Source organism: Sphingobacterium thermophilum, assembly GCF_039541675.1.
In the GTDB taxonomy this organism is placed as follows: Bacteria; Bacteroidota; Bacteroidia; order Sphingobacteriales; family Sphingobacteriaceae; genus Sphingobacterium; species Sphingobacterium thermophilum.
In genome coordinates, this window is record NZ_BAABGR010000004.1 from 80,484 (window position 1) to 93,443 (window position 12,960).

At 42.8% G+C, this 12,960-nt stretch carries 12 protein-coding genes; 3 read left to right on the forward strand and 9 right to left on the reverse strand.

The genetic code is table 11. The annotated features are described in order from the left end of the window. From ABD873_RS01750 to ABD873_RS01760, 3 genes are all read right to left on the reverse strand, one after another. Positions 1-747 carry a hypothetical protein gene (locus ABD873_RS01750; protein ID WP_345063823.1) on the reverse strand — a complete coding sequence of 249 codons (747 nt, stop codon included), beginning with the start codon at positions 745-747 and terminating at the stop codon, positions 1-3. An 87-nt stretch (positions 748-834) separates the two neighbouring features. Then, on the reverse strand, positions 835-1,716 hold the full coding sequence (locus ABD873_RS01755; RefSeq protein ID WP_410528228.1) for an OmpA/MotB family protein: 882 nt from the start codon (positions 1,714-1,716) through the stop codon (positions 835-837). Positions 1,717-2,034: 318 nt separating this feature from the next. Next, positions 2,035-3,066, reverse strand: coding sequence for a quinone-dependent dihydroorotate dehydrogenase (locus ABD873_RS01760; protein ID WP_345063830.1), 1,032 nt, complete (start codon positions 3,064-3,066; stop codon positions 2,035-2,037). 91 nt (positions 3,067-3,157) lie between these two features. Between ABD873_RS01760 and ABD873_RS01765 the strand changes: the two genes are divergently transcribed. Continuing rightward, positions 3,158-5,083: an ABC-F family ATP-binding cassette domain-containing protein gene (locus ABD873_RS01765; RefSeq protein WP_345063833.1), complete on the forward strand. Its 1,926-nt coding sequence runs from the start codon at positions 3,158-3,160 to the stop codon at positions 5,081-5,083. Here ABD873_RS01765 and ABD873_RS01770 read toward each other — a convergent pair. From ABD873_RS01770 to ubiE, 5 genes are read right to left on the reverse strand one after another with little or no spacing between them, the layout of a single operon-like run. Further along, on the reverse strand, positions 5,080-5,544 hold the full coding sequence (locus tag ABD873_RS01770) for a GNAT family N-acetyltransferase (protein WP_345063836.1): 465 nt from the start codon (positions 5,542-5,544) through the stop codon (positions 5,080-5,082). The genes ABD873_RS01765 and ABD873_RS01770 overlap by 4 nt on opposite strands. Positions 5,545-5,548: 4 nt before the next feature. Continuing rightward, on the reverse strand, positions 5,549-5,998 hold the full coding sequence (locus ABD873_RS01775) for a GatB/YqeY domain-containing protein (RefSeq protein WP_039052974.1): 450 nt from the start codon (positions 5,996-5,998) through the stop codon (positions 5,549-5,551). Positions 5,999-6,004: 6 nt separating this feature from the next. Beyond that, positions 6,005-6,769, reverse strand: a complete 765-nt coding sequence (locus tag ABD873_RS01780; protein WP_345063986.1) for an SDR family oxidoreductase — start codon at positions 6,767-6,769, stop codon at positions 6,005-6,007. Then, positions 6,769-7,608: a porin family protein gene (locus ABD873_RS01785; protein ID WP_345063841.1), complete on the reverse strand. Its 840-nt coding sequence runs from the start codon at positions 7,606-7,608 to the stop codon at positions 6,769-6,771. The genes ABD873_RS01780 and ABD873_RS01785 overlap by 1 nt, the downstream gene beginning before the upstream one ends. Then, positions 7,605-8,348 (reverse strand): bifunctional demethylmenaquinone methyltransferase/2-methoxy-6-polyprenyl-1,4-benzoquinol methylase UbiE, encoded by a 744-nt coding sequence (gene ubiE / locus ABD873_RS01790; protein ID WP_345063843.1) that lies wholly within the window; start codon positions 8,346-8,348, stop codon positions 7,605-7,607. The genes ABD873_RS01785 and ubiE overlap by 4 nt, the downstream gene beginning before the upstream one ends. Positions 8,349-8,764: 416 nt before the next feature. On the opposite strand from ubiE, the gene dnaB reads away from it, so the two are divergent. Both dnaB and ABD873_RS01800 read left to right on the forward strand, forming a co-directional pair. Continuing rightward, the gene (gene dnaB, locus ABD873_RS01795) at positions 8,765-10,351 is read left to right on the forward strand and encodes a replicative DNA helicase (protein WP_345063845.1); all 1,587 of its coding nucleotides are present in this window, start codon (positions 8,765-8,767) and stop codon (positions 10,349-10,351) included. 94 nt (positions 10,352-10,445) lie between these two features. Next, positions 10,446-11,939, forward strand: coding sequence for an NAD(P)H-hydrate dehydratase (locus ABD873_RS01800; RefSeq protein ID WP_345063848.1), 1,494 nt, complete (start codon positions 10,446-10,448; stop codon positions 11,937-11,939). A gap of 68 nt (positions 11,940-12,007) precedes the next feature. On the opposite strand, the gene glsB is transcribed toward ABD873_RS01800, so the two are convergent. Beyond that, the gene (gene glsB / locus ABD873_RS01805; protein WP_345063851.1) at positions 12,008-12,958 is read right to left on the reverse strand and encodes a glycine N(alpha)-acyltransferase GlsB; all 951 of its coding nucleotides are present in this window, start codon (positions 12,956-12,958) and stop codon (positions 12,008-12,010) included. Positions 12,959-12,960: the final 2 nt, after the last annotated feature.

Below are 12,960 nucleotides of genomic sequence, written 5' to 3' on the forward strand. Positions count from 1 at the left end.
TTATTTTTTTCCAAATGTATAAACTAATCCTAACGTAAACACCGAATTTCCGGCTTTCAGATATTCATTTTTGTTCAACCCTATATTAAATCCGTTGGTGTACTGCAATTGCAGGCCGTTCACAAGCTGCATCCGCGTAAAAAACAGAGGTTCTATAAAAAAATTTTCCTCCCCTGTCACAGATACACCATCTACAGCAAACTTCTGCATCCCTACTCTACTTAGACGAATTGCAGTGCCATAGTTTAATTCCTTCCTATCTCCGAAGATATTTATTTTCTTTTTTCGGGTGGAAGAATAGTTAAACTGAACAAAGATCTTGTCGAAGTCCATTTCTCTTGCCTCCACCAGATCATACCCCATCACGGAAGCACGTTGCTTGAAATCTTTGGTATTGCCTATACCATACCCCATATATACTTCGAAAACCTGTCTTTGGTCTTTTCCTATCCGTGTAAAATATCCTATGCCTCCCTCTGCGAGCCACTGACGGAAATAATCATTATTATTTGCTCCAGTATTGACGGTGGATGCATTGGCGACAAGCCCTACATTATCCGTCAGTGCCAAGGCCAAATTTCCCGAAATATTGCCCTGCGCATTAAAATGCCCTCCCACATATACTTCTCCGGCTTCACGGAGCATAGGTGTGGCAGGTGCATTGGGCATATAAATGGAATGACAGCCTACCAAAAAAGCTAATGAAAGCCCTCCTACTATACGAGAGATTTGTCGAAACTTCAGCATACCTTTTGATACGAACAATCGTGCCAAATTAAAACAAAAAGCCCTTGACATCTATGCCAAGGACCTTAACTCTTTATTTTTTAACATCTAAAAATCTACCGAATGCTGTTCTGTCTCCGGCGCTTTATCGATCAACTCCATAAATTGATCCAACTTAGGTGTGATGATAATCTGAGTTCGGCGGTTGCGTGCTTTTCCTGAGGCGGTACTATTGTCTGCAATAGGATTGTATTCGCCACGACCTCCAGCAGTCAGACGTTTAGGATCTACTCCGTAATCGTTTTGCAGAGCCTGAACAACCGACGAAGCCCTCAAAACCGACAAGTCCCAGTTGTTTCGGATATTAGGCTTTGAGATAGGATCAGTATCCGTATTTCCTTCTACCAACACTTCATAATCTTTATAATCTTGAATGATTTTGGCTATCTTGCTTAATGTTTCGCCTGCTCTTTCGGAAATTTCGTAGCTACCCGACTTGTATAGCATATTGTCGGACAGCGAAATATAGACCACTCCTTTCAACACCTGCACATCCACATCTTTCATCTCTTCACGACTCAATGAACGGGTAAGCCTGTTTGTCAACACCATATTCAATGAATCTGACTTATTTTTAGTGTTAACCAAATGCTGGATATATCGGTTGGAAGCGTTGATTTCATCCACAAGCTTGGAGATGTTAACATTGCCTTGTGAGTTTTGGGCAATACTCTTATCCAGAGAAGCTTGTAGCTTTGCATAGGCTTCCTTCAACGCCGCATTGTTTTTACGCTCATAATCCAACATATCCTCTAGGCTTTTCACCTTGGCCCTACTTTCTGTCAACTCCATCTGCGTTTTGTGGTACAACTGCCCCAAATCTTTATACTGTGCATCCAGAGCAGCATACTGTTTTTTGCTTACACAGCCTGTCACCATCAGACCACCAAGCAATATCGTTATGGGCACTATTCTTTTCATGTTTATCATAATGTAATGTATTTGATAAGTGAAAATTAAATATTAAATTCTCGATTACCAATTTTTTATTGTTAAATAATATTAAAAGAAAATCCCTCAACCGGGGAGATTGAAGGATTTCTAACTAACTAACCAATTATAACCTAAATTATGAAAGCAATTACTGTATTTCAATTGATGTGCCAAACAACTTTTTGGCAGATGCTGTTAACAATTTTTAACAGCCCTTTTACTAACTTTCTACTGTTCAGACTATGAAAACATCATATGGTTTAAAAGGTTTTTGCCATAATGTCAGCAAAAAAAGTCCGGCATGCCGGACTGTCTTTATTTGCAATTAAGAATTCCTTTACATATATCCCTTATTAATCCCGGACCTTCGTAAATAAAACCGGTATAAATCTGCACCAAAGAAGCTCCGGCTTTTAGCTTTTCTAAGGCGTCGGCAGCAGAGTGTATTCCCCCCACCCCGATGATAGGAAAAGCACCATTAGATTTCTCATGCACATATCGGATTACTTCGGTAGATCGCTTTGTAAGAGGCTTCCCGCTGACCCCTCCTGTCTCTTTGACTAAATTCGAATCGGACTGCAGTCCTTCTCTGGAAATGGTCGTATTGGTAGCGATAAGCCCCGCAATTTTTGTTTGAGTAACTATCTCAACGATATCGTCGAGTTGTGAGTCCGTAAGATCAGGAGCTATTTTAAGCAGGATAGGTTTAGGCACCTCTTTTTGGGAGTTGAGCCCCTGCAAGGTGTTTAGGATGTGCATCAAAGGCTCCTTTTCCTGCAAATCACGAAGGCCTGGTGTATTAGGTGAACTGACATTCACCACAAAATAATCCACGTAATCGTACAACGCGTTAAAACAATAAATATAATCGTTCACGGCTTCTTCATTCGGCGTCACCTTGTTTTTACCAATATTACCGCCGATGATGAGGCCATTACGGTTTTTCAGGTGTTTAAGGCGTCCGGCAGCAACATCTGCACCTTGGTTGTTGAATCCCATTCGGTTGATTAAAGCTTCATCCGGAATTAGGCGAAACATACGCGGCTTGTCATTGCCCGGCTGCGGCCTAGGAGTAACAGTACCTATCTCGATAAAACCAAATCCGAAATTGGACATCTCTTCAATGTATTCGGCATTTTTGTCGAAACCTGCAGCCAACCCCACCGGATTCTTAAATTTCAAACCAAACACTTCACGCTCCAGGCGGGGATCTTCTATGGTATAAATAGATTTCAACAAGGGCTTCACCCCCCACACTTTGGTCAAGGAACGCAAGGATCTGGTCACTGTATGGTGTGCCTTCTCCGGAGCCATCGAAAAGAAAAGTGGTTTTATCAGTTTGTACATAATATCAATGAAGGTTTTTGTTATAATAACTCCTCTTACCGAGCTACAAAGGTAGAAAAGAAGCAGAAATATTCACTACTTTTGCAACGAAATGATATCAATAAATAACTTGACATTTGAAATTGGCTCGCGCGTACTGTATGACGAAGCCAATTGGCATATCAAACCGGGTGACAAGGTAGGATTGATCGGTGCCAACGGTGCCGGCAAATCGACATTGCTTCGCCTTATAGTAGGTGAATATACTCCTACCTCGGGTACTATCTCCAAAGCCAAAGACATCAAGATAGGTTACCTGAACCAGGACTTGCTGTCCTATCACTCCGACAAGAGCATACTTCATGTGGCTATGGAGGCTTTCGAACGCCAAAATCAACTGCATACTGAAATAGAGGATTTACTACAACAACTGGAAACAAACTATTCGGACGATATCCTGAACAAGCTTAGTGACAAACAGATGGAGTTCGAAGCGTTGGACGGTTACAATATCGAGTTCCGCGCCCATGAAATTCTGGCTGGGCTAGGCTTCTCGGACGAAGACCAAAAACGTCCGTTGGCAACCTTCTCCGGAGGATGGCGTATGCGCGTGATGCTTGCTCGCATACTCCTTCAGAATCCGGACATTCTGCTTTTGGACGAGCCTACCAACCACATGGACTTGCCTTCGATCAAATGGTTGGAAAACTACCTGCAAAGCTTCGAGGGAGCCATCGTTATCGTTTCTCACGATCGTTACTTCTTGGACCGCATCGTCAACAAAATTGTCGAATCAAGAAAAGGGAAGCTTACCCTCTATGCAGGTAACTACAGCTTCTACCTCGAAGAAAAAGAGTTGCGCAACGAAATCCAGGCCAACCAATACAAAAACCAACAGGCAAAAATAAAACAGGAAGAACGCCTTATCGAACGTTTCCGTGCCAAAGCTTCTAAAGCTAAGATGGTGCAATCGCGCATCAAAGCACTAGAACGTATGGAGCGCGTGGATGATGTAGACGACGACAACCCGGAAGTAAACTTCCGATTCAAATTTTCCAAGCCATCGGGCCGTCATGTCGTAACTTTGGAAAACATCTCCAAATCCTATCCTAATATTGAGATTTTAAGGAATACAGGAGCGGTCATAGAGAAAGGTGACAAGATAGCCCTTATAGGTGCTAACGGTAAGGGGAAGTCTACCCTCTTGCGTATTGTGGCCGAAGCAGACAACCAATTTGAAGGAAAGGTCATCAAAGGACATAATGTGACGCAGACCTTTTTCGCCCAGCATCAATTGGAAGCTCTACATCTAGACAACACCATCCTGCAAGAGCTGCAGTCCTTCGCTCCTAAACATACGGAAACGGAGCTTCGCTCCATTTTGGGATGTTTCCTCTTTTCGGGGGACGACGTGTTCAAAAAAATCCGTGTGCTGTCTGGAGGTGAAAAGTCGAGAGTGGCTCTGGCAAAAGCCCTCACCGCAGATGCTAATTTCCTTGTACTAGATGAGCCTACAAACCACTTGGACATGACTTCGGTAAACGTACTGATCCAAGCCTTACAACAATATGAAGGCACCTTCATTGTCGTTTCGCACGACCGTTATTTCTTGGACCATGTAGCCAACAAAATTTGGTTTATCGAAGATAAACAGATCAAAGAATATCCGGGAACATATCAGGAATACGAAGAGTGGAGTGCCAAACGTCAACCGAAAACAGTAGCAAAAGAGGAAAAGAAAACCGTCAAACAAGAGGTTCCAAAAACCAAAACTACCCCTACGGAAGACACCAAAAAGCTGCTTCAAAAGAAAAACAAAGAGCTCACTGCCTTGGAACAACGCATCGCCGAGAAAGAAAACGAAATCAAAACATTGGAAGCCTTGCTCACCGATGCCTCCGTCTATTCAGATGCTATAAAGCTTCAGGAAGCCACACGCAACTACAATTCCGCAAAGGCTGAATATGAAAAAATGCAACACGAATGGGAAAGCTTGGCTGAAGAGATTATGGAATTAGAAAAAGAAAAGGGACTTTAATCAAGTCCCTTTTCTTTTTCAAACAGCATTTCCACATGCGGAATGTTGTCTTCCAAATATTCTTCACTCACCCTCTCAAAGCCTACCCTTTCGTAGAAGCCTTGGAGATGTGCTTGGGCGCTGATACGTATATCTTCATTGGGGAAGTCTTCTCTCACCTGAGCTATTGCCTTTGACATAAGCGCATTTCCCAGCTTCAAATGACGACATTGAGGATGTACCACCACCCTGCCTATGGAAGCGTCGGGATAAGATACACCCGGTGGGAGAAGCCTTGCATATGCGACCAGTTGGTTGTTCAGATAGCCCATAAGATGCTTACCCTTCAGATCCTTGTTATCACACTCCGGATAGAGACACTCCTGTTCCAGCATGAACACATTGATACGAAGCTGAAGGATCTGATAGAGCTCAAAGTTGGAAAGTTCTTCGAATTCCTTAATTTTCCAGATAATATCCATGTATTTAAGCCAGACTAGATTTCACAATTTCCGAAATAGTTCTTCCATCAGCACGGCCTGCCAACTGAGCATTTGCCACTCCCATCACTCTACCCATATCTTTCATTCCTGAGGCTCCGGTCTCTGCAATGATCTTTTTTACTATTTCTTCTATTTCTTCACGCGAAAGTTGTTTTGGAAGATACTCCTCAATAACATTCTGTTCTTCCAATTCTATCTGATACAGATCATCACGTCCTTGGGCCTTATAGATTTCACCCGACTCTTTGCGTTGCTTAACCAACTTCTGCAGCACTTTGATTTCTGCTTCTTCAGTAAGCTCTTCATTGGCAGCCTTTTCAGTCTTCGCCAGAAGGATTGCTGCCTTTATAGCACGTAATCCACGGAGGCGCGCGTTATCTTTAGCAAGCATCGCAGCCTTAATATCCTGATTGATTTTTTGTTCTAATGACATAGTAATTTATTTTCTATTTACGATGGTGCCGTTAGCTTGCGCTGTAGGCATTATTAACAAATCATTGATATTGACATGTGCCGGTCTTGACAGCACAAAAGCTATCACTTCCGCAATATCGTCTCCACAAAGCGGGGTAAGCCCCTGATAGACGGCCTTGGCACGTTCCTTATCCCCCTTAAAGCGCACCTCCGAAAATTCCGTTTCCACCATACCCGGATTAATAGCCGTCACCTTGATACCAAAAGGCAACAAGTCTATGCGCATAGCTTTATTGAGGGCGTCCACAGCATGTTTGGTAGCACAATACACGTTGCCGTTGGGATATACCTCTTTGCCGGCTATAGAGCCCAGATTAATGATATGTGCATGTGCACTTTTCTTCAACAGTGGAGTTACTGCCTTGGTAACATACAACAAGCCTTTGACGTTGGTGTCTATCATACGGTCCCAGTCGTCCGGATCTCCATCCTGTATAGGATCCAACCCCTGGCTAAGCCCGGCATTATTGATTAATATATCGATGTTTTTCCAAGCGTCTGGAAGATTCTCTATCGTGGATTCTACCTGCATTCTGTCACGCACGTCCAACTCAAAAGTGTACACCTCCGTCGCAGGATATGCAGTCAATATTGCTTTTTTCAGGTTGTCCAAACGCTCTATCCTACGGGCACACAGCAGCAGCCTGTAGCTTCCCTCTCCGGCCAATACACGTGCACAGGCCTCTCCAATGCCTGAACTTGCTCCCGTAATTAAAACTGTTCTCTTCATCATTGAAAAATTAAACTGAAATAAACATTCCTAATCAACCCTTTATCTAAGGGTTTCATAAACTTATTGTCCTTTGCCAGCAAATGGTTATTGTCAAAGATATTGTTCACACTTTGACTGAATCTGATTTCCGGCGACATTTTAAAGAACGAAAAATAGATATCGAACCCTAATCCTGCTTCCCAAGCTATATAGTCATTCCTAAGCACTAAAGATGGTGAATACACTGATTGTGAGTCTATAGAATTGGATGCTGTAGCATAATAACTCTCAGCTCCAGCCCATCTTGAATAACGTATACCTCCCAGCAAATAACCTCTATATCTTACATCAGTTTTAAAAACTTTTTTTTCTTCCGATCTAAGCTTTAGGGCTACAGGAAATTCAAATGCCGTGAAGTTATCGCCATAAAGATCATCTACTACCTGCTTTGACTTTCGTACTATAGGAGCAATCTCCGGATTCGTCGATGTATAACGAATACTCAATCCGTTGATCACTGCAAACGTAGGCGTAAAATTAGCATAAACGATATCAGACAGCTTGAAATCCACAGGAATCCCAAAAGAAAAGCCATGCCCACTCTTAGAGCTTACGGCCTTTATCTCTCCCAAATAGGTAAGCTCCTGCGGATCTGTGTCCTTACCGTATAAGACCTGCCAGTTGTTTTTCAACGTCAACTGGTAGTCTTGCTTTAGAAAATTATATTGTATTCCTATTTGGATTTCGGCCTCCTCATCATATCCCCCACTGAACGGAAATGATATTTTTCGCTGCGCGTATGACGCATTTATCAACAGCAGCAAGCTGAGAATGACTGTCAATCCGATACGTTTCATTTTTCTACTTCATAAATCGTACAGAACCCGAACGTCTGCGGTTTTACGTCTGTAGATTTGAACCCCACCCTCCGGGTAATTTCTGCGAACCGCTCGCCATCGGGAAATTTGGCTACCGACTCCGGTAGATAAGAGTAAGCACTAGAGTCCTTGGAAATCAAACGTCCGAAAGCTGGAACCATCTTGTGGAAATAAAAGTTATAAAACTGTTTGATCGGAAATGCTGTTGGATTGGAAAGCTCCAAGATGATGGCCTTGCCTCCCGGTTTGAGGACCCTATGTATTTCTGAAAGTCCCTTCTCCAAGTTTTCGAAGTTCCGCACCCCAAACGCTACAGTCACTGCATCAAAACTGCTGTCGGCAAACTGCAGATTTTCGGAATCGCCAAGCTGCACTTCAAATACTTCCTGCAAACCCTTTTTCTGGATTTTCTCCTTAGCAATATCCAACATGCCCTGCGAAATGTCTACACCTACCACCTTTTTAGGCTTCAGAATCTGTATGGACTCTATCGCAAAGTCTCCCGTACCCGTAGCTACATCCAATATATACTGGGGCTTTATAGACTGTAGAAGCCTAATGGCTTTCTTTCTCCAGATCACATCGATACGCATGGTCATCAGCCTGTTCAACAAATCATAACGCTTGGAAATGTTGTTGAACATATCTGCTACCTGCTCCTTCTTACCTCCGTCTTTCGACTTATATGGTTTTAATGTTGACGCTTCATTATTTGACATAAGACAAATATATGTATATATTTTTTATGCAGGGTAAAAAGCTAATTTTTAAGCCTTTCTTCACCTGTAAAACGCTAACCTATTGATAATGAAACTCTAACTTAAAATTAACCTCAAAAGCGATTAAAACAACAACCAATTTCAAGTTATTAACACTACAGGAAGTTTTCCACATAAAATTATCCCTCTGAAAATCAGTGCAATTAACAATTAACTAACACTTATCCCACACCTGATGTGAATAATAACTCGTTATATCATAGGACAGAATGCATTATTCATTTTTTACATAAATTGATATGTGAACAACTAAAAAGGAAGATTATGGACTTATTTATTACTTTTGTTTTACAATGCTAAGAGGGCTCTACCAAAGAGTCCTGTAATATTGAAAATCAAAATCAGACAAAGGGATAATGGAGCAAGAATTTTCGGGTCAAAACACCAACTTTAACAGCTTTAACAGAGCTAATTTCAACAAAAAACGCACTAGTCTTAACAATCTGGTTAGTGGTCTTGGCAAGCTTCCACCACAAGCGGTGGACCTTGAAGAAGCTGTGCTGGGCGCGTTAATGTTAGAAAAGAATGCCTTAAGTGAGGTTATTGACATCTTGAAGCCTGAATCTTTCTATAAAGAGGCACATCAGAAAATTTTTGAAGCCATTTATTCTTTGTTCCAAAAAACCTCTCCAATCGATATTCTAACCGTAACGGCAGAGTTGCGAAAGATGGGAGCCCTAGAGATGGTCGGTGGTGCTTACTATATCACACAGCTCACGGACCGGGTTGTTTCCGCTGCCAATATAGAATATCACGCCCGTATTATTTCACAAAAGTATATTCAGCGTGAACTTATCCGTGTTTCTACGGAGATTATCAATGCGGCGTACGATGAGACCTCAGATATCTTCGACCTGTTGGATCACGCTGAAAAAAGCCTGTTCGACATTGCGCAAAACAATCTGCGTAGAGACTCCCGCAAGATGGATGACATCATGCGCGAAGCTATTTCTAACTTAGAGATGCTGCGTGACCGTACTGACGGCCTTACCGGTATTCCTTCGGGATTGACAGCCTTGGACCGTATGACTTCCGGATGGCAGCCTTCGGATTTGGTCATCATTGCGGCTCGTCCCGCCATGGGTAAGACAGCCTTCGTATTGTCTGTAGCACGAAATGCCGCCGTAGACCACAACTGCCCAGTAGTAATCTTCTCACTGGAAATGTCTTCCGTACAGTTGGTAAACCGTCTTATCGCCGGAGAAACAGAAATCGAACAGGAAAAACTTAAAAAAGGAAATCTGGCAGACCACGAGTGGCAACAGCTTCACTCCCGTATCGGTCGATTGACAGAAGCACCTATCATCATTGATGATACGCCGGCACTCAATATTTTCGAATTCCGCGCAAAATGTCGTCGTCTGAAGGCTCAGCACGACATACAGATGATTATTGTCGACTACTTGCAGTTGATGCAAGGAAAGAACGACGGAAAAGGTGGCGGTAACCGAGAGCAGGAAATCGGTAGTATCTCCCGCGCATTGAAATCGGTAGCCAAAGAGCTGAACGTCCCAGTACTAGCTCTTTCTCAGTTGAGCCGCGCCGTAGAGTCTCGTCCTGGAAACAGCAAAAGACCTATGCTTTCCGACCTGCGTGAATCGGGATCTATCGAGCAGGACGCCGACATGGTGCTGTTCCTCTACAGACCGGAATACTACGGCTTGGTGGAAGACGAAGAAGGGCGCCCTACCGCAGGTGTAGGTGAGGTAATCATCGCTAAACACCGTAACGGTGAAACGGGTATAGTTCCTCTTAAGTTTGTCGGCAAATATGTTAAGTTTACCGATCTGGAAGAAAATTTTGGTATGGGAGATGATTCCTTCGGCGGCGGATTTGGCAGTTCGGCCATGTCTCCTTCAGCATCATTTGACGACTTTATGGGTTCGGGAGGTATTACTATGCCTTCCCGCATGAACGACATGCCGGACGATGCTCCTTTCTAATGGTAAGAAAAGAACGCTATAATCCAAAGCCCTCTGTCTTATGACGAAGGGCTTTTTAGTTTCTTACATCTTTATTAAATTGGCTATAAAAAATATGCTCAATCTCATCACCAACCAACAAATGCGCCAAGCTGACACCTATACCTGTCAGCACCTAAATATAGAGTCCGTCGAATTAATGGAGCAGGCGGCGAAGGCTTTTGTAGAGTTATTTATTAAGTACAGCCTCTCTGACAAAGAGATATCCATTGTTGCAGGAAAAGGTAATAATGGCGGTGACGGACTAGCCATAGCGCGACTATTACATGAGAAAGGGTACAAACATATCAAAGTTTATATTTTAGAAAAATTCAACTCGGCATCCAAAGATTTTTCCATAAACCTCGAAAAACTTCAAACATTAAACATCCCTATTGTCTATTGCTATTCATTGCATGATCTTCCATCAACCTTTGATGTTGTCGTAGACGCCGTATTGGGCTCCGGATTTAATAGAGCATTAGACAGCTTCTTCGCGGCTGTTTTCCGACATATCAATGAGAGTAGCAACTTCATCGTTTCGGTGGATGTACCTTCAGGCTGTCCTGCCGACACTTTCGACATTGAAAGTTACGACGGCATACATGCCCATCTGACGATATGCTTCCAACGACCAAAACTCTTTTTTACACTCCCCGAATCGCACAAGGTGACAGACGATTTCAAAACTGTCTCTATAGGACTATGTGAAGACTATCTGCAGTCTATTCCTTCCGATTATTTTTGGATTGATAAAGGGTACGTTACAGCGCTGTTACCTTGCCGGAAGAAATTCTCCCATAAAGGAAGTTATGGACATGTGTTGGTGTATTCCGGTACCAAGACCATGCGTGGTGCCAGTCTTCTCGCCTCCAAAGCGGCAGTAAAAATGGGGGCAGGACGGACAACACTGTTGACAGACGCCGAATTCTTTCCTTTTGCCAATGTCTTTCTGCCAGAGTTGATGACAGCAGATATCGGGAGACTAAACGACTTGAATTTCGATAAGTTTTCGGCCATAGCAATAGGTCCCGGTTTAGGAATTTCAGAAACCTCACGCGAACATGTTCTACGTTTGTTGAAGCTAAAGAACCCTTTGGTGTTGGACGCCGACGCATTGAATGTGTTGAGCAAGGAAGACCTAAGCGGACACCCCCATCTGGTGATAACGCCTCACATGAATGAGTTTGACCGCCTCTTTGGTAAACATAAAACCTGGTATGAACGTCTACAATCCGCCAAATCCTTTGCTCAAGAAAATGGAATAGTCATTGTCTTGAAGAATCAATATACCTTTATCTGCACACCGCAGGGAAAAGTGTTTATAAATTCTACCGGCAATCCCGCTATGGCGCAGGGCGGTATGGGAGATGTACTGACAGGATGCATTACAGCGCTATTAGCGAGAGGGTTAAAGCCTGAAGAGGCGGCAGTGGCAGGATGCTACATCCACGGCTTCACGGCCGATCTGCTAGCAGAACAACATGAGGTAGTATCCCCTTCTTTGTTGACGGACAACTTGTCCAAAGCTATTTCCTTACTGAAAAGCGGCCCTCATAACATAAACTAAAGAGGCTTTTTATCATACACATACAGATCAAAAGCCTCTTTTATTATAACTCTTATAATTGGTGGAATTTATTTCTCTACATACACACGATCCCTCTCATAGGTCGCAATATGACGTTCCTTCTTAGGAAGATAAATATCCTCCAACGTAATCAAAATACCCGTTTCTTCCACCTCACCAAACTCATCGTTCAGCGCTGTACCGAAAGTCATCATCGTAGGCGACAGATTCATATAGGTATTGATAAGGGGAGGAATATTCTCTCCTAAGTCGCGAACATGCCTGTTAAGGATTTTATATCCTTCTTTATACGGTAGTCCATCAAAAATACCCTTGTATTTAGAAATATCTGTTTTATAGCCTATTTCCAGATGCTTCTTAGGTTTCACCAAATTTTTGCGATCAGGGAAATAACATTCCATGAAATACATCAATAAATCCCTTGCTTCCGCACTAAAGTGAGGATACATGGTCACCTTTCCAAACAAATACTTGATATCCGAGTTGATTACTACCAATGCTCCCAAACCATCCCAAAGATTGTCCAAGGAAAACAACCCTTTACGGTTGTCCACAGAAGGTTGATAGCGCGGTTGTACCCACGATCTACCCAACTCTATGGTATAAGGTAGATAATCTCTGTTAAACTCATCGGAAAAGTCAAAATAATGCGATGTGGAAAGATGTATGTTCCCGTCTTTGTCTATGGCTTCATCACAACGGATAATACGATAGCCAGCAATGATTTCTTCATCCTCAGGATTCCATGCAATAAGCTGATCGTAATTATGTTCACAAGTATCGTTTTCGTCGATATCCAATGCTAATCCTGTGCCGCCACCTGCAGCCCTAAATGTGATTTCACGCAGACGACCTATCTCACGCATAATATTTGGCGCCGTATGATAATTAACCAAATACACCTCGTTATTACCGTTGTTAGTATAACGTAAGAATGCTTCTTTGGTCAACTCTGCCTTAATCAGTTCTCTCTCTACTGGAGGTATTATTTCTTCCATAA

Coding starts and splice junctions, on each gene's coding strand:
- ABD873_RS01750 (WP_345063823.1), bottom strand. CDS start 747: ATGCTGAAGTTTCGACAAATCTCTCGTATAGTAGGAGGGCTTTCATTA.
- ABD873_RS01755 (WP_410528228.1), bottom strand. CDS start 1,716: ATGATAAACATGAAAAGAATAGTGCCCATAACGATATTGCTTGGTGGT.
- ABD873_RS01760 (WP_345063830.1), bottom strand. CDS start 3,066: ATGTACAAACTGATAAAACCACTTTTCTTTTCGATGGCTCCGGAGAAG.
- ABD873_RS01765 (WP_345063833.1), top strand. CDS start 3,158: ATGATATCAATAAATAACTTGACATTTGAAATTGGCTCGCGCGTACTG.
- ABD873_RS01770 (WP_345063836.1), bottom strand. CDS start 5,544: ATGGATATTATCTGGAAAATTAAGGAATTCGAAGAACTTTCCAACTTT.
- ABD873_RS01775 (WP_039052974.1), bottom strand. CDS start 5,998: ATGTCATTAGAACAAAAAATCAATCAGGATATTAAGGCTGCGATGCTT.
- ABD873_RS01780 (WP_345063986.1), bottom strand. CDS start 6,769: ATGAAGAGAACAGTTTTAATTACGGGAGCAAGTTCAGGCATTGGAGAG.
- ABD873_RS01785 (WP_345063841.1), bottom strand. CDS start 7,608: ATGAAACGTATCGGATTGACAGTCATTCTCAGCTTGCTGCTGTTGATA.
- ubiE (WP_345063843.1), bottom strand. CDS start 8,348: ATGTCAAATAATGAAGCGTCAACATTAAAACCATATAAGTCGAAAGAC.
- dnaB (WP_345063845.1), top strand. CDS start 8,765: ATGGAGCAAGAATTTTCGGGTCAAAACACCAACTTTAACAGCTTTAAC.
- ABD873_RS01800 (WP_345063848.1), top strand. CDS start 10,446: ATGCTCAATCTCATCACCAACCAACAAATGCGCCAAGCTGACACCTAT.
- glsB (WP_345063851.1), bottom strand. CDS start 12,958: ATGGAAGAAATAATACCTCCAGTAGAGAGAGAACTGATTAAGGCAGAG.